At 69.4% G+C, this 15,190-nt stretch carries 14 protein-coding genes and 2 rRNA genes (1 of these 16 cut by a window edge); 13 read left to right on the top strand and 3 right to left on the bottom strand.

Annotation, left to right across the window (positions count from 1 at the left end; all coding sequences use genetic code 11):
* Positions 1-1,438: ribosomal RNA gene (locus H4696_RS27505) — 23S ribosomal RNA — on the top strand; it begins 1,681 nt to the left of the window's first position.
* Positions 1,439-1,509: 71 nt separating this feature from the next.
* A 5S ribosomal RNA gene (rrf, locus tag H4696_RS27500) occupies positions 1,510-1,626 on the top strand.
* Between the two features lie 59 nt (positions 1,627-1,685).
* Here the strand turns inward: rrf and H4696_RS27495 are convergent.
* The gene (locus H4696_RS27495; protein ID WP_086861902.1) at positions 1,686-2,126 is read right to left on the bottom strand and encodes an Lrp/AsnC family transcriptional regulator; all 441 of its coding nucleotides are present in this window, start codon (positions 2,124-2,126) and stop codon (positions 1,686-1,688) included.
* Positions 2,127-2,237: 111 nt separating this feature from the next.
* Between H4696_RS27495 and H4696_RS27490 the strand changes: the two genes are divergently transcribed.
* The 6 genes from H4696_RS27490 (at position 2,238) to H4696_RS27465 (ending at position 8,598) form a co-directional block, all read left to right on the top strand.
* On the top strand, positions 2,238-2,675 hold the full coding sequence (locus H4696_RS27490) for a rhodanese-like domain-containing protein (RefSeq protein WP_086861903.1): 438 nt from the start codon (positions 2,238-2,240) through the stop codon (positions 2,673-2,675).
* Positions 2,676-2,690: 15 nt separating this feature from the next.
* Positions 2,691-3,440, top strand: coding sequence for a type 1 glutamine amidotransferase (locus tag H4696_RS27485; RefSeq protein WP_086861904.1), 750 nt, complete (start codon positions 2,691-2,693; stop codon positions 3,438-3,440).
* Positions 3,441-3,537: 97 nt separating this feature from the next.
* Positions 3,538-4,671, top strand: coding sequence for an inorganic phosphate transporter (locus H4696_RS27480; RefSeq protein ID WP_169735036.1), 1,134 nt, complete (start codon positions 3,538-3,540; stop codon positions 4,669-4,671).
* Between the two features lie 29 nt (positions 4,672-4,700).
* Complete coding sequence (locus H4696_RS27475; RefSeq protein ID WP_169735037.1) at positions 4,701-7,676, top strand: bifunctional [glutamine synthetase] adenylyltransferase/[glutamine synthetase]-adenylyl-L-tyrosine phosphorylase; 2,976 nt, start codon at positions 4,701-4,703, stop codon at positions 7,674-7,676.
* 14 nt (positions 7,677-7,690) lie between these two features.
* A complete protein-coding gene (locus tag H4696_RS27470; RefSeq protein ID WP_086861906.1) occupies positions 7,691-8,116 on the top strand; it encodes an acyl-CoA thioesterase in 426 nt (141 codons plus the stop codon).
* Positions 8,113-8,598, top strand: a complete 486-nt coding sequence (locus H4696_RS27465; protein WP_086861907.1) for a GNAT family N-acetyltransferase — start codon at positions 8,113-8,115, stop codon at positions 8,596-8,598. The genes H4696_RS27470 and H4696_RS27465 overlap by 4 nt, the downstream gene beginning before the upstream one ends.
* Before the next feature lie 69 nt (positions 8,599-8,667).
* On the opposite strand, the gene glnA is transcribed toward H4696_RS27465, so the two are convergent.
* On the bottom strand, positions 8,668-10,092 hold the full coding sequence (glnA, locus tag H4696_RS27460) for a type I glutamate--ammonia ligase (protein WP_086861908.1): 1,425 nt from the start codon (positions 10,090-10,092) through the stop codon (positions 8,668-8,670).
* 269 nt (positions 10,093-10,361) lie between these two features.
* Here glnA and H4696_RS27455 point away from each other — a divergent pair, with 269 nt between their 5' ends.
* On the top strand, positions 10,362-10,751 hold the full coding sequence (locus H4696_RS27455; RefSeq protein WP_086861918.1) for an RDD family protein: 390 nt from the start codon (positions 10,362-10,364) through the stop codon (positions 10,749-10,751).
* A 56-nt stretch (positions 10,752-10,807) separates the two neighbouring features.
* Here the strand turns inward: H4696_RS27455 and H4696_RS27450 are convergent, their stop codons facing one another.
* Positions 10,808-11,536 (bottom strand): DUF4191 domain-containing protein, encoded by a 729-nt coding sequence (locus H4696_RS27450; RefSeq protein WP_086861909.1) that lies wholly within the window; start codon positions 11,534-11,536, stop codon positions 10,808-10,810.
* Positions 11,537-11,601: 65 nt separating this feature from the next.
* Between H4696_RS27450 and H4696_RS27445 the strand changes: the two genes are divergently transcribed.
* The 4 genes from H4696_RS27445 to H4696_RS50315 all read left to right on the top strand — a co-directional run bounded on the left by H4696_RS27445 (position 11,602) and on the right by H4696_RS50315 (position 15,132).
* Positions 11,602-13,692, top strand: a complete 2,091-nt coding sequence (locus H4696_RS27445) for a UvrD-helicase domain-containing protein (RefSeq protein ID WP_086861910.1) — start codon at positions 11,602-11,604, stop codon at positions 13,690-13,692.
* A gap of 427 nt (positions 13,693-14,119) precedes the next feature.
* Positions 14,120-14,377, top strand: a complete 258-nt coding sequence (locus H4696_RS27440) for a hypothetical protein (protein ID WP_086861911.1) — start codon at positions 14,120-14,122, stop codon at positions 14,375-14,377.
* Between the two features lie 150 nt (positions 14,378-14,527).
* On the top strand, positions 14,528-14,881 hold the full coding sequence (locus H4696_RS27435; protein ID WP_086861912.1) for a WhiB family transcriptional regulator: 354 nt from the start codon (positions 14,528-14,530) through the stop codon (positions 14,879-14,881).
* Positions 14,878-15,132, top strand: coding sequence for a hypothetical protein (locus H4696_RS50315; RefSeq protein ID WP_086861913.1), 255 nt, complete (start codon positions 14,878-14,880; stop codon positions 15,130-15,132). The genes H4696_RS27435 and H4696_RS50315 overlap by 4 nt, the downstream gene beginning before the upstream one ends.
* The last annotated feature ends 58 nt before the right edge of the window (positions 15,133-15,190 follow it).

Genomic DNA, 15,190 nt, shown 5'->3' with positions numbered 1-15,190 from the left:
GGTGTAAGCGTGTAGGCCGGAACATAGGCAAATCCGTGTTCCATATAGGCTGAGACGTGATGCGTAGCCGTTTGAGGCGAAGTAGAGTGATCCTATGCTGCCGAGAAAAGCCTCTAGTGAGTGCATGCACGGCCCGTACCCCAAACCAACACAGGTGGTCAGGTAGAGAATACCAAGGCGATCGGGTGAACTGTGGTTAAGGAACTCGGCAAAATGCCCCCGTAACTTCGGGAGAAGGGGGGCCAAACATCCTGAAGCTTCTTGCAGGCTAGGGGTGGGTGGCCGCAGAGACCAGCGGAAAGCGACTGTTTACTAAAAACACAGGTCCATGCGAAGTCGCAAGACGATGTATATGGACTGACGCCTGCCCGGTGCTGGAACGTTAAGAGGACCGGTTAGCCTTTCGGGGCGAAGCTGAGAATTTAAGCGCCAGTAAACGGCGGTGGTAACTATAACCATCCTAAGGTAGCGAAATTCCTTGTCGGGTAAGTTCCGACCTGCACGAATGGCGTAACGACTTTCCGGCTGTCTCAACCACAGGCCCGGCGAAATTGCACTACGAGTAAAGATGCTCGTTACGCGCGGCAGGACGGAAAGACCCCGGGACCTTTACTATAGTTTGGTATTGGTTTTCGGTTCGGCTTGTGTAGGATAGGTGGGAGACTGTGAAGCGGTGACGCTAGTTACTGTGGAGTCGTTGTTGAAATACCACTCTGGTCGAATTGGGAATCTGAACCTCGGGCCATGATCTGGTTCAGGGACAGTGCCTGATGGGTAGTTTAACTGGGGCGGTTGCCTCCTAAAGAGTAACGGAGGCGCCCAAAGGTTCCCTCAGCCTGGTTGGCAATCAGGTGTTGAGTGCAAGTGCACAAGGGAGCTTGACTGTAAGACAGACATGTCGAGCAGGGACGAAAGTCGGGACTAGTGATCCGGCACCTCCTGGTGGAAGGGGTGTCGCTCAACGGATAAAAGGTACCCCGGGGATAACAGGCTGATCTTGCCCAAGAGTCCATATCGACGGCATGGTTTGGCACCTCGATGTCGGCTCGTCGCATCCTGGGGCCGGAGTAGGTCCCAAGGGTTGGGCTGTTCGCCCATTAAAGCGGCACGCGAGCTGGGTTTAGAACGTCGTGAGACAGTTCGGTCCCTATCCGCCGCGCGCGTAGGATACTTGAGGAAGGCTGTCCCTAGTACGAGAGGACCGGGACGGACGAACCTCTGGTGTGCCAGTTGTTCTGCCAAGGGCATGGCTGGTTGGCCACGTTCGGAAGGGATAACCGCTGAAGGCATCTAAGCGGGAAGCCTGTTCCAAGATGAGGTATCCCACCCCTTTGTGGGTTAAGGCCCCCAAGAGACCATTGGGTTGATAGGCCAGATATGGAAGCACAGTAATGTGTTGTTGAGTTGACTGGTACTAATAGGCCGAGGACTTGTCTACGAAGATGTTGCGCATCCACTCTACGGTTCTGAAACACCACGCCGGTGACGGTGTGTGTTGTTTCGGAGTGTTTCGGTGGTTTTAGCGTCAGGGAAACGCCCGGTCCCATTCCGAACCCGGAAGCTAAGCTTGACAGCGCCGATGGTACTGCAACCGAAGGGTTGTGGGAGAGTAGGACACCGCCGAACTTAACATGAAGGAAGGGCCTGGCCCGGTTGAGACGAGAGTCTCCCGGCCAGGCCCTTTTTCATGCCCGCGTCACGGGCCGCCGGCGCAGCGGCGAAGACAGCACGAGCGACGTCGTCGTTTCGCCGTACCGCTGCACCTTCTCGACGAGCTCCTCCAGCTCGCCCGTGCTCCGGCACAGCACCCGCAGGATCCAGCACTCGTCGCCGGTGATGTGGTCCGCCGCGACGACCTGCGGCAGCGGCAGCACCGCCGTCCGGAACCGCGGGGTGTCCAGGCTCCGCACGCGGGCGCGCACCAGCGCCTCGATCGGCAGGCCCAGCTTCGTCGTGTCGATGGTCGCCGTGTAGCCGGTGATCACGCCGCGCTCCTCGAGCCGGCGCACCCGTTCCGTCACCGCCGAGCCCGACAGCGACACTCGGCGCCCCAGCTCGGAAAAGCTCAGCCGGCCGTCCGACTGGAGCAGCTCCAGCAGGTGCCAATCGACGTCGTCGAGGTCCACCGCAATTCTCCCGGGTTCGCACGGCCAGAACGCGGAAATCCCCGGCGCACCGGGGCTTCCACCACGATTCTCCCCTGTGCCCACGTGCTCCGGACCAGCAGGATTCTCTTCATGACCCGCGCACTCGACGTCCCCGCCCCAGCACCCGAACTCGCCACCGCCTACTTCGGCGCCGAACTCGCCTTCGAGGTCGATCCCGACGACCTCGTCCGCGACCTGCAAGCCGGCCACACCGACGGCTACGTGATCGTCGAGACGCGCGCGCCCGAGGCGTTCGCCCAGGCGCGCATCCCGGGCGCCGTCAACCTGCCCTACCGCGACCTCACGGCGGAGACCACGAAGCACCTCGACCGCGACGTCGTCTACATCTGCTACTGCGAGAGCACCAACTGCAACGCCGCCACCAAGGGCGCGCTCAAGCTGGCGCAGCTCGGGTTCCGGGTGAAGCGGCTCTCCGGCGGCATCACGAGCTGGATCGCGGCCGGCTACCCCGTGGAAGGAACCGCGGCCGGAGCAACCGCGGCCCCCGGGATCCGCTGCGCCTGCTGACCTACCCTGGAAACCGTGACACGACTGCTGATCATCCAGCCGGACACGTCGGATCCGCTCGGTCCCCTCGGCGACTGGCTGACCGAAGCCGGCGCGGAACTCGACGTCCGGCTGCCGCCGCGGGACGAGCTGCCCGCGGACCTCGACGGCTACCGGGGTGTCGTCTGCCTGGGCGGCGGCATGGGCGCGGAGGACGACGCGAAGCACCCGTGGCTCGCCGACGTGCGACGGCTGCTTTCGAAGGCGGCGGCGAAGCAGCTCCCCACGCTCGGGATCTGCCTCGGCGCGCAGCTGCTGGCCGTCGCGACCGGTGGCCGCGTCGAGGTCGGGGCGGACGGGCCCGAGGTCGGCCCGCACCTCGTCGCCAAGAAGGACGCGGCGTGGATCGATCCGCTCTTCGCCGACCTGCCGCTGATGCAGGACGTCCTGCAGTTCCACAGCGACGCGATCACGCGGCTCCCGCCCGGCGCCGAACTGCTCGCGTCCGCGCCGCGCTACCCGAACCAGGCCTTCCGGTTCGGCCGTTGTGTCTACGGCGTCCAGTTCCACATCGAGACGACACCCGCCGTGGTCGAGAGCTGGGCCGCCGAAAGCCCGCAGGAGGCGGAATTCGCTCGTCCGGGCTCACTCGAGCACGACGCGCTGACCACAGTGCACACCGACATCGCCGAAACCTGGGGTCCGTTCGCGCAGCGGTTCGTCCGGTTGGCCGCCGGTGACCTCGAGCCCGCCGCCGAGAGTCAACGCTCGTTACCGCTGGCTTAACGGCAGATGTCACAAACAGCTACGGCCTGTTAACGCCAGGCGTCACCCGTCAGGTACCTTGCGGGAAGAGTCCCCACAAGGGCGTTCGGAGGTCGGGGTGGAGCCCTCGTTGCTGGTCGTGATCGTGGTCGTCACGGCTCTGGTATTCGATTTCACGAACGGGTTCCACGACACCGCGAACTCGATGGCGACGTCGATCGCCACCGGCGCGCTCCGGCCGCGGGTGGCCGTCGCGATCTCCGCGGTGCTGAACCTGGTCGGTGCGTTCCTGTCGGTGGAGGTCGCCAAGACGATCTCCAGCGGCCTGGTCGACGATACAAAGATCGGCCCGTCGATCGTCTTCGGCGGGTTGATCGGCGCGATCGTCTGGAACCTCGTGACGTGGTTCGTCGGCCTGCCGTCGAGTTCGTCGCACGCGCTGTTCGGCGGGCTGATCGGCGCCACCTGGATTTCGGCGGGTGCCGGCTCGGTCCACTTCGGGAAGATCGTCGAGAAGGTCCTCGTGCCCGCGGCGGCGAGCCCGGTGATCGCGGGCCTCGTCGCGATGGTCGCGACGTACCTCGTCTACCGCTTCCTGGTCCGGGGCCGTCCGGCCACGCGCGGCTTCAAGGTCGGCCAGATCGTGTCGGCGTCACTCGTCTCGCTCGCGCACGGCACCAACGACGCGCAGAAGACGATGGGCGTCATCACGCTCACGCTCGTCAGCGCCGGCAGCCTCCCGTCGGGCGCCGCCCCGCCGGTCTGGGTGATCGTCAGCGCCGCGTGCGCCCTCGCGGCCGGCACGTACCTCGGCGGCTGGCGCATCACCCACACCCTCGGCAAGGGCCTGACCGACATCGAGGGCCCGCAGGGCTTCGCCGCCCAGACGAGCTCGGCGCTGGTCATCCTCATCTCGTCACGGCTGGGCTTCCCGCTGTCGACGACGCACGTGTGCTCGGGCGGCATCGTCGGCTCCGGCGTCGGACGGCGAGAAGCGCCCGTCCGCTGGCGGATGGCGGGCCGGATGGTCGTCGCGTGGCTGTTCACGCTGCCCGCGGCCGCGATCGTCGGCGCGATCTCCGGCAAGATCGCCTCGCTCGGCAACGCGGGCACCATTTCCGTCGGCGTCGTCGGGCTCGGGGTGGGCATCGGCATCTACGTCCTTTCGCGGCGCAACCCCGTCAGCGCACACAGCTTCCAGGTGCCGGAGCCGACGCCCGCCGGGACCGAACCGGGCCGCCTGGCCGCCTGAACCGGCCTCCCCGGTTACGGTGGTCAGTGATGGCAGACCGCGCGCGAACGACCGCTTCGGCGGCGAGGTACGGCTTCACGGATCCCCGTGCCGAGGGCCAGTTGCGCGCGGCCGGCTGGTGGGACGACGCCGGCCCGGTCGCCTCGGCCACCGACGTGCTCGTGGCGCTGTCCCGCACCGCCGACCCGGACCTCGCGCTGCGCGGCCTGGACCGCATCCGCGAAGCCGACGACGCCGAGTGGACCCGCCTCGAAGAACGGCTACGCGCCCACCGGACGTTCCGCGGCCGGCTCCTCGGCGTGCTGGGCACGTCGAGCGCGCTCGCCGACTTCCTCGCCGCGAACCCGGACCAATGGCACGCGCTCACCGGCGACAAGTGCACCGATTCCGCCTGCTACCGCGAAGCCCTGCGCACGGCGCTGGTGCGTGACGACGGCTCGGTGCTGACCGGGCTCGAAGCCGAGCAGGCTCTCAAGGTCGGCTACCGCGGCCAGCTGCTCGGCATCGCCGCCGCCGACCTGGGCCACCTCGTCGAGGCCGGGCTCGAGCACCCGCGCTACGCCGAGGTCGCGGCCCAGCTGACCGAACTCGCGGAGGCCGCGCTGGCCGCCGGGCTGGTGGTCGCCGAGGCCGAAGTCGGGAAGCCGGCCGAGGGCACCCTCGCCGTGGTCGCCATGGGCAAGTGCGGCGGCCGGGAGCTCAACTACGTCAGCGACGTCGACGTCATCTTCGTCGGCGAAGGCGATCTCGGCGTGGCCACCAGGCTGGCGAGCACGATGATGCGCGTCGTCGGCAAGGCGTGCTTCGAGGTCGACGCGGCGCTGCGCCCCGAAGGCAAGGCGGGCGCGCTGGTCCGCACCGTCGAAAGCCACCACGGCTACTACCAGAAGTGGGCCAAGACCTGGGAGTTCCAGGCGCTGCTCAAGGCGCGCCCGGTGGCCGGCGACGCCGAACTCGGCCGCCAGTACGCCGAGATGGTCGCGCCGCTCGTGTGGTCCGCGGCCGACCGCGACAACTTCGTCGGCGAGGTGCAGCAAATGCGCCGTCGCGTCGAGGGGCACGTGCCGTCCGAGCACGCCGAGCGGGAGCTGAAGCTGGGCCGCGGCGGCCTGCGCGACGTCGAGTTCGCCGTCCAGCTGCTGCAGCTCGTGCACGGCCGGGTCGACGCGGACCTGCGCTCGCCGTCCACGATGGACGCGCTCGCGGCGCTCGGCGAAGGCGGTTACGTCGGCCGCCAGGACGCGGCCGAGCTGGGCACGTCGTACGAATTCCTGCGGATGCTCGAACACCGCCTGCAGCTGCGGCGGCTGCGCCGGACGCACCTGTTCCCGGCGGCGTCGGACACCGACGAGCTGCGGATCCTCGCCCGCGCCAGCGGCATCAAGCCGGCCGGCGGCAAGAGTCCCGGCGACGCGCTGCTCGCGGAGTTCCGGCGGCAGGGCCAGAGCATCCGGCGCCTGCACGAGAAGATCTTCTACCGGCCGCTGCTGCAGTCGGTCGCGAACGTGCCGACCGAGGCGCTGCGCCTGACCACCAAGCAGGCCGCGAGCCGGCTCGCCGCGCTCGGCTACACCGCGCCCGACGGGGCGCTGCAGCACATCAAGGCCCTCACTTCGGGCGTCTCGCGCCGCGCCGCGATCCAGCAGGCGCTGCTGCCGGTGCTGCTCGACCTCCTCGCCGACACACCCGATCCCGACGGCGGGCTGCTGTCGTACCGGAAGGTGTCGGAGGCGCTCGAGGACACACCGTGGTACCTGCGGGTGCTGCGGGACGAGGGCACGGTCGTCGAGAACCTGGCGCTGCTGCTCGGCACCTCGCGGCTGGTGCCGGACCTGCTGGTCCGCGCCCCCGAGGTGCTGCGCCTGCTCGGCGACCCGGCCCGGCTGCTCGGCCGCGCGCCCGCCGAGGTCGCGACGTCGCTGCGGGCCACCGTCCGCCGTCAGCCCGGGGTCAACGCCGCCGTGGCCGCGGCGCGCTCGCTGCGCCGGCACGAACTGCTGCGCGTCGCCTGCGCGGACCTGCTCGGGCTGCTCGACGTCCCGGCGGTGTGCGAAGCGCTGTCCAGCGTCTGGGTGGCCGTGCTGCAGGGCGCGCTGGCCGCGGCGTTCCGCCAGCGCCAAGCCGAGCTGGGCCGGACCCCGGCGCGCATCGCCGTCATCGGGATGGGCCGCCTCGGCGGCGCCGAACTCGGCTACGGCTCCGACGCCGACGTCCTCTTCGTGTGCGAACCGTCCGAAGGGGTCTCGGACGCCGACGCGGTGAAGTTCGCGTCGTCGGTGGCGGAGACCGTCCGCAAGATGCTGGGCGCGCCGAGCTCGGACCCGGCACTGGTCGTCGACGCCGACCTGCGGCCCGAGGGCCGGAGCGGCCCGCTGGTGCGCACGCTCGAGTCGTACCGCGCGTATTACGCCCGGTGGGGCGAGGTGTGGGAGGCGCAGGCGCTGCTGCGTGCCCGGTTCGTCGCGGGCGACGACGAGCTCGGCGAGCGGTTCATCGCGCTGATCGACCCGATCCGCTACCCCGAAAACGGCCTGGACGCGACGCAGGCGCGCGAGATCCGCCGCATCAAGGCGCGCGTGGAGACGGAGCGGATGCCCCGCGGCGCGGACCCGACGCGCCACACGAAGCTGGGCCGGGGCGGCCTCGCCGACGTCGAGTGGACGGTCCAGCTCCTCCAGCTCCAGCACGCGTGTTCGGTCCCCGGCTTGCGGACGACCTCGACGCTCGACGCACTGGCCGTGCTGCCGGAGGCGGGCCTCGCCACGCAGTCCGAGGTGGAGTCGCTGCGCGAGGCGTGGCTGCTGGCGACCCGGGTCCGCAACGCGGGGATGCTGGTCCGCGGCAAGGCGGTCGACGAGGTCCCGGGCTCGGGCCGCGACCTGACGGCGGTGGCCAGCGTCCTCGGCCACCCGGCGGCGGACGACCCCGGCGAGTTCCTCGACACGTACCGCCGCATCACGCGCCGGGCGCACACGGTGGTGGAGCACTTGTTCTACGAGGCCTGACCTACAGTGGCCTGGTGACCGATCGCGAGCCCTTCCGGACCCGGATCAAGGTCCGGCACTACGAGCTGGACACCCTGGGCCACCTCAACCACGCCGTCTACCACTCGTACGGCGAGGTCTCCCGCCTGGAGCTGCTGGAGAAAGCGGGCGCGCTCAAGGGGCTGCCCGGCGTGGCGTCGGTGCTGCTGGAGACGCACGTGGTGTTCCGCCGCGAACTGCGCGCGGGCGACGAGGTCGACGTGACGTGCGACGTCAAGTTCGGCAGCGGCAAGACGTTCAAGATGGACTCGAACATCTACAAGCTCGACGGCACGCTGGCCGCGGAGATCACCTGCACGCTCGGGTTGATGGACCTGGAGCTCCGCAAGCTGGTCCCGGACCCGCGCGGCCGCTTCGAAGCCGCGGGCGCGGACCTGCGCGTGCTGTCGACGGCGGAATGATCCGCCCGGCGGTTGCCGCTGATTGGCCGCGGATCTGGCCGATCGTCCACGACGTCGTCACGGCGCAGGAGACGTTCGCGTACGACCCATCGCTCCCTTCGGAAGAAGCCCGGCGGATGTGGCTCCTGCCCGCCCCAGCCCGGACGGTGGTCTACGCCGACGGCGATGAGGTGCTGGGGACGGCGAACATGTACGCCAACCGCCCGGGCCCGGGCAGCCACGTGGCCTCAGGCAGTCTGATGGTCGCGGCGTCGGCCCGCGGCCGGGGAGTGGGCCGGGCCCTGACGACGGACCTGATCGCGTGGGCCCGGGAGTCGGGCTTCGCGGCGATCCAGTTCAACGCGGTGGTGGACACGAACACCGCGGCGGTCTCGCTGTACGAAAGCCTGGGCTTCACGACGCTGGGCGTGGCCCCGGGCGCGTTCCGCCACCCTTCGCTCGGCGACGTGGGCCTGCGCATCATGTGGCTGGACCTGCGCTGAAACGAGAAACGCCGGCGGCGAGGGCTCTTCGCTCCTCACCGCCGGCGTGACCTTGGCCGGGTTACCGGATCACACGTCGTAGTACAGGCTGAACTCGTACGGGTGCGGGCGCAGGCGCAGCGGGTCGATCTCGTTCTCGCGCTTGTACGAGATCCACGTCTCGATCACGTCCGGTGTGAACACGCCGCCCTCGAGCAGGTAGTCGTGGTCCGCCTCGAGCGTGTCGAGGACCGTGCCGAGGTCGCCCGGGACGAGCTTGACGTCCTTGGCCTCCTCGGGCGGGAGCTCGTAGAGGTCCTTGTCGATCGGCTCCGGCGGCTCGATCTTGTTCTTGATGCCGTCGAGGCCGGCCATCATCATCGCCGAGAAGGCCAGGTACGGGTTGCCCGAGGAGTCCGGGCAGCGGAACTCGGCGCGCTTGGCCTTCGGGTTGTTGCCCGTGATCGGGATGCGGACACACGCCGAACGGTTGCGCTGCGAGTAGACCAGCGAAACCGGGGCCTCGAAGCCCGGGACCAGGCGGTGGTAGGAGTTCACCGTCGGGTTCGTGAAGGCCAGCAGGCTCGGGGCGTGCTTGAGCAGGCCGCCGATGTAGTGGCGCGCGGTGTCCGACAGGCCGGCGTAGCCCGACTCGTCGTGGAACAGCGGCTGGCCGTCCTTCCAGAGCGACTGGTGGCAGTGCATGCCCGAGCCGTTGTCGCCGGCGAGGGGCTTCGGCATGAACGTCGCCGTCTTGCCCGCCGCGAACACCGTGTTCTTCACGACGTACTTGAACAGCTGCAGGTCGTCGGCCGCGTGCAGCAGCGTGTTGAACTTGTAGTTGATCTCGGTCTGGCCGGCGGTGCCCACCTCGTGGTGCGCGCGCTCGATCTCGAAACCGATGTTCGTCAGGTTGCGGACGATGTCGTCGCGCAGGTCGGCGAAGTGGTCGACCGGCGGGACGGGGAAGTAGCCGCCCTTGAACTTCGTCTTGTAACCCTGGTTGCCGCCCACCTCGTCGGCGCCGGTGTTCCACCAGCCCTCGACCGAGTCGATCTCGTGGAAGGAGGCGTGCTCGGCGGAGTCGAAGCGGATCGAGTCGAAGATGTAGAACTCGGCTTCGGGACCGAAGTACACGTTGTCGGCGACGCCGTACTCGGAGATGTACTGCTCGGCCTTGCGCGCGATGTTGCGCGGGTCACGGCTGTACGCCTCGCGCGTGAACGGGTCGTGCACGAAGAAGTTGAGCGCGAGCGTCTTCGCCTTGCGGAACGGGTCGATCCGGGCCGTCGCCGCGTCCGGGAGGAGCAGCATGTCGGACTCGTGGATGGACTGGAAGCCGCGCACCGAGGAGCCGTCGAACGCGAGACCCTCTTCGAAGGCCTCTTCGGTGAAGGCCTTCGCGGGGACCGTGAAGTGCTGCATCACGCCGGGCAGGTCGCAGAACTGGACGTCGATGACCTCGACGTCCTCATCGGCGATGAGGCGCTGGATGTCGTCTGGAGTAGTGGGCACCCTCGGTGACTCCTTCTCGTTCGAGCTCGTACGGCAGTGCTCTCTTCGGCTCACGCTAAAAGTGCGGTGTTGCCCGACCGTCACCCGTATGTTTCGCCGGTGTTAACGGGTGGTCGATATCGGGTATCCGACCAGGTCGGATGTGTTCCGCGCCACCGGCATACCCTAGACGGGTGGCGAGATGGACCGGTGAATGGCTGCCCGGCACCGGCGAGGGCGGGCAGGCCGAGGCACGAGACGGCTCGCGGTGGCCGGGTGAGAAGTTCGGTTTGCCCGAGTCGGGCGTCGGCTCGGCGGCGACCGGGGGCGCGCGGCTGCTCGGGCTGATCGTCGACCTCGTCGTCGCGGCCCTGGTCACGGCCATCTTCCTGCACCCGAGCCTGCAGGACCCGGCCGCGATGCAGGTGTTCAACCTCTGGTCCGGCGGGGTGTGGGCGATCATCTCCGTCGTGTCGGCCGGCTTCTTCGGCTTCACCCCCGGCATGGGCGTCGTCGGCATCCGCGTCGCCCGGCTCGACGGCGCCGCGCTGGTCGGCCCGCCGCGCGCGCTGGTGCGGGCGGTGCTGACGTTCTTCATCATCCCGGCGGCGGTCCGCAACGCCGACGGCCGCAGCTGGCTGGACCGGCTGACCGGCACCGTCGTCGTCCGGCTGCGCTGAGCTCGTGAAAAAGGCCCCCGTCCGGCTCGGACGGGGGCCTTTTTCGTACGCGGGGGTCAGCGGCGGCGGATCGTCCGCTGGACGTTGCGCATCTTCGCGCCGGCCGGCATCGGGCCCTTCGGCATCGCCGCGCCGCGGTTGCCGAGGGCGGCGAGCTTCGCCTCGAGGGCGTCGACCTGGGCCGGCTTGAGGTTGCGCGGCAGCTTCATCAGGTAGCCCTGGAGCTTCTTCAGCGGGACCTGCTTCTCCTCGTGCCCGATGATCACGTCGTAGATCGGCGTTTCGCCGACCAGGCGGGAGACGCGCTTCTTCTCCTGGGCGAGGAGCGTCTTCACGCGGTGCGGCGCGCCCTCGGCGACCAGCACCACGCCCGGGCCGCCCAGCACGCGGTGCACCGCGTCGAGCTGGGTCGTCGCCGCGACGGTCGGTGTCACCTTCCACTTGCCGCGGAGGTTCTCCAGCGCCCACGCCGCGGCGCCGGGCTGGCCGTCGGCCTTCGAGTAGACGGTCTTCTGGACGCGCCGGCCGAAGATGACCATGGCGAGCAGGGCGCCGAGCACGATGCCCAGCGGCAGCAGCACCCACTGCGAGTTGAAGAAGAACCCGATCCCGAACAAGACGCCCGCGACGACGATGATCGAGCCCGCCATCCACGGGATGAGCCAAGGGTCTTCCTTGCGCTGCATCTTGAAGGCCTCGAAGAGCTGGCCACGGCGTGCCTTGCTCGCCGCGCGCTTCTCCTTCTTGGCCTGCTTGGCCGCTTCCTTGTCCTGCTGTCCCGCCATATGACCAGGATACGGCCGCGTGCCCCTGCCCCGATTCCCCGTCCCCCTCTGCGAGGATGCGGGGCGTGACTGGCGTACTTTCCCCGAAGGGCCACTCCCGCCTGCTCGACGGTCTCGACCCCGAGCAGCGAGCCGCCGCCAGTGCCCCGCGCGGGCCGGTCTGCGTGCTGGCCGGAGCCGGTACGGGCAAGACCCGCACGATCACCCACCGGATCGCCCACCTGGTCAGGTCCGGGCACGTTTCCGCAGGTCAGGTGCTCGCCGTCACGTTCACGACGCGGGCCGCGGGCGAGATGCGGACCCGGCTGCGCGGCCTCGGCGTCGACGCGGCGCAGGCGCTGACGTTCCACGCCGCCGCCCGCCGCCAGCTCCGTTACTTCTGGCCGCGCGTGGTCGGCGACCGGCCGTGGGACCTGATGGAGAACAAGCTGCGGTTCGTCGGCCAGGCCGCGAACCGGGCGAAACTCGGCACCGAGGTCGAGGTCCTGCGCGACCTGGCGAGCGAGATCGAGTGGGCGAAGGCGTCGCTGGTCAGCCCGGACGACTACCCGGCCGTCACCGCGCGCGCCCAGCGGGACATCCCGGCGCCGGCCGCGCAGATCGCCGAGGTCTACCGGACGTACGAGGAGCTGAAGAACGCGGCGCAGGTGCTCGACTTCGACGACCTCCTGCTGCACACGACGGCGGTGCTGGAGGAACACGGCGTCGTCGCCGAGGAGTTCCGCGACCGCTACCGCTGCTTCGTCGTCGACGAGTACCAGGACGTGACGCCGCTGCAGCAGCGCCTGCTCGACGCGTGGCTCGGCGGGCGCGACGACCTGACCGTCGTCGGCGACGCGAACCAGACCATCTATTCCTTCGGCGGCGCGTCGCCGCGGTCGCTGCTGGAGTTCACGCGGCGCTACCCGGAAGCCACCGTCGTCCGGCTCGAGCGCGACTACCGGTCGACGCCCGAGGTCGTCTCGCTGGCGAACCGCGTGATCGGCGCGGCGCGCGGCCGCCCGGCGGGCTCGCGGCTGAAGCTGATCGGCCAGCGGCCGTCGGGCCCGGAGCCGCGCTTCGCCGAGTTCGACGACGAGGCGGTCGAGGCCGAGGCCGTCGCGCGGCGCATCCGCGAGCTGCTGGACGGCGGCGTCACGGCGAGCGAGATCGCGATCCTGTACCGCGTGAACGCCCAGTCCGAGGCGTACGAGTCCGCGCTGGCCGACGCGGGCATCCCGTACCTGGTCCGCGGCGGCGAGCGGTTCTTCAACCGGACCGAGGTCCGCCAGGCGATGTCGGCCCTGCGCGCGGCAAGCGGCGACGTCAGTTCGGATCTGGTCACGACGGTCCGGTCGGTGCTGGCCCGCGTCGGCCTCACCGAGTCCCCGCCCGCCGGCGGCGCGGCGAAGGAGCGGTGGGACGCGCTCCTGGCGATCGTCGAGCTGGCCGAAGAGCTGGCGTCGACGGTGGCGGACGCCGACCTGCCCCGGTTCTGCGCCGAGCTCGACCAGCGCGCGGCGGCCCAGCACCCCCCGACGGTCGAAGGCGTCACGCTGGCGTCGTTGCACGCGGCGAAGGGCCTGGAGTGGGACGCGGTGTTCCTCGTCGGCCTCGCCGAGGGCACGATGCCGATCCTCCACGCGGGCGACGACGAAGCCTCGATCGAGGAGGAGCGCAGGCTGTTCTACGTCGGCGTGACGCGGGCCCGCGAGCACCTGTGGCTGTCGTGGGCGCTGGCCCGGACGCCGGGAGGGCGCCGCAACCGCCGTCGCAGCCGGTTCCTGTACGGCCTGATCCCGGAGGACCACCCGGCCGCCCGGGTGGCACGGGCGCAGCAGAAGCCGATGGCGGCGACCCCGGCGAAGACCCGCTGCCGCGTCTGCGGCGGCCCCCTGCTGGAGACCCTCGAGATCAAGCTGGGCCGCTGCGGCCGCTGCCCGTCCACAGTGGACGAGGGATTGCTGGAACGCCTGAAGACCTGGCGCGGCGACCGGGCCCGGGAGCTGAAGGTGCCGGCGTTCGTCGTGTTCACGGACGCGACGCTGATGGCGATCGCCGAGCAGCGCCCGCTCGACGAGGCGGCGCTGGTGACGATCTCCGGCATCGGCGCGACGAAGCTCGAGCGCTTCGGCGCCGAGATCCTCGGGGTGGTCCGCGCTTCGGCGGAGTCCTGAGGGTGGCTTGTTCTGCGGCCTCGGCGTGGCTCGCGCGCCGTTCAGGTGACTCCGTGGAATCGCAGGGCGGGCGCGCTGCTCGGGATGGATCGCGCGGCGGGCGTGCGCGGATCGTTCGGTTCGTGCGGCCGTCCTCACGGCCCGGCCGGCGGGGTTCCCGCGTCGCGCGCGGCTGACCCGCGTGGCTGGTGCGGCGGGCCCGCGCTGATGCGGTGTTGACCGCGTCCGAGCCATGATCGACGCGGCGAACCCGCTGCTCAGGGGCGATCTTCGTAACTTCGAGGATTTTCCCGTTAATTGAGTTGCCTCGGTGTGGTGGGGAGCAATAACCTGCCAGTACCGAGCCCGAAGGGCTCGGCTGGGGATCCACGTTGACAGCGCCGCTCGGCGGCCGCGTGTGCAGAGTACAGAAGGAGGTGCCGGTGAAATGACCATCAACCTGACGCTCACGAACCCGGGCACCCGTCTGTCCTGCGCCGCGGAAGTTGCGGCCGCTCAGCGCCCGGGCACCGGTGTGTCCGTGAGCGCGCACGAGGTCCGTGGCATGCGCCGTGTCGAGCGGCGTTGGGCCACCGGTGTCGTCGTCTTCGGGACGCAGGGCGTTCTCGCCGCGTACCCGCAGGCCGATCTGCCGACCATCAAGCAGTTCCGTGTTCCGTTGTCGATACGGGAGCGAAGTTCCTGACCTAGTCAGGACACGAGGCTCACGAAGGCCGCGGAACCGGAAAACCCGGATCCGCGGCCTTCGTGTTTTTGGCTGCACAACCCAAGAGGAACAGCGTTGCCCAGCTCCAGCACCCACCCGAAAACCCGTACGACACAAGGAGGAACCACCATGTCATCGGCCGTCGCCTACACCTCCGGTGAGGCAATATTCGCCGACCTGCTCGACCCGATCGCCGTCCCCGACGTGGCGCTGCCCTGCCGTTCGGGCGACGCGGACCTCTGGTTCGCGGAGTCCCCGGCCGAGCTCGAGCGCGCGAAGGCCCAGTGCGCCGACTGCCCGGTGCGCGAGGCCTGCCTGGCCGGTGCGCTGGCCCGTCGCGAGCCGTGGGGCGTCTGGGGTGGCGAGATCTTCGAGCGTGGCGTCGTCATCGCGCGCAAGCGGCCCCGTGGCCGTCCGCGCAAGAACGCCGTCGTCGAGCCCGCCGCCGCCAAGGCCGGCGATCACCGGAGCGCCGCCGCATGAGCGTCGAACCGGTCACGACCAGGGACTACGAGGCACACACCCGCAGCGAACCGCTGCAGTTGACGAAGACCGAGATCGAGGAGATCAGCGAGATGTTGCTTTACGAAGAACTGTCCCGGGCCCGAATACGGGATCTGGAAGAGGGGGTCCGCGCCCAGCGGGCTCGAGGTAGCGCACGTGCGGTCCGCCGTTGGAGCCGGGTAGCCCGATGGGCGGCTCGACGCGCGGAGCAGTACCAGCACCAAAGCTGAGCGCAGGGCCCCTGCCACCTTCGGGTGGCGGGGGCCTTCGCGCTTCGCTCCGTTCGTC

It is taken from the genome of Amycolatopsis lexingtonensis, assembly GCF_014873755.1.
GTDB lineage: Bacteria > Actinomycetota > Actinomycetes > Mycobacteriales > Pseudonocardiaceae > Amycolatopsis > Amycolatopsis lexingtonensis.
The sequence above is the reverse complement of the archived record's forward strand: the minus strand, read 5'-3'. Positions and strand labels throughout refer to the sequence as shown.

What these genes read in the sequence shown, in the direction of transcription:
- H4696_RS27440 (WP_086861911.1), top strand. Translation starts at nt 14,120, where the DNA reads ATGACCATCAACCTGACGCTCACGAACCCGGGCACCCGTCTGTCCTGC.
- H4696_RS27475 (WP_169735037.1), top strand. Translation starts at nt 4,701, where the DNA reads ATGGCAGACCGCGCGCGAACGACCGCTTCGGCGGCGAGGTACGGCTTC.
- H4696_RS27450 (WP_086861909.1), bottom strand. Translation starts at nt 11,536, where the DNA reads ATGGCGGGACAGCAGGACAAGGAAGCGGCCAAGCAGGCCAAGAAGGAG.
- H4696_RS27490 (WP_086861903.1), top strand. Translation starts at nt 2,238, where the DNA reads ATGACCCGCGCACTCGACGTCCCCGCCCCAGCACCCGAACTCGCCACC.
- H4696_RS27435 (WP_086861912.1), top strand. Translation starts at nt 14,528, where the DNA reads ATGTCATCGGCCGTCGCCTACACCTCCGGTGAGGCAATATTCGCCGAC.
- H4696_RS50315 (WP_086861913.1), top strand. Translation starts at nt 14,878, where the DNA reads ATGAGCGTCGAACCGGTCACGACCAGGGACTACGAGGCACACACCCGC.
- H4696_RS27465 (WP_086861907.1), top strand. Translation starts at nt 8,113, where the DNA reads ATGATCCGCCCGGCGGTTGCCGCTGATTGGCCGCGGATCTGGCCGATC.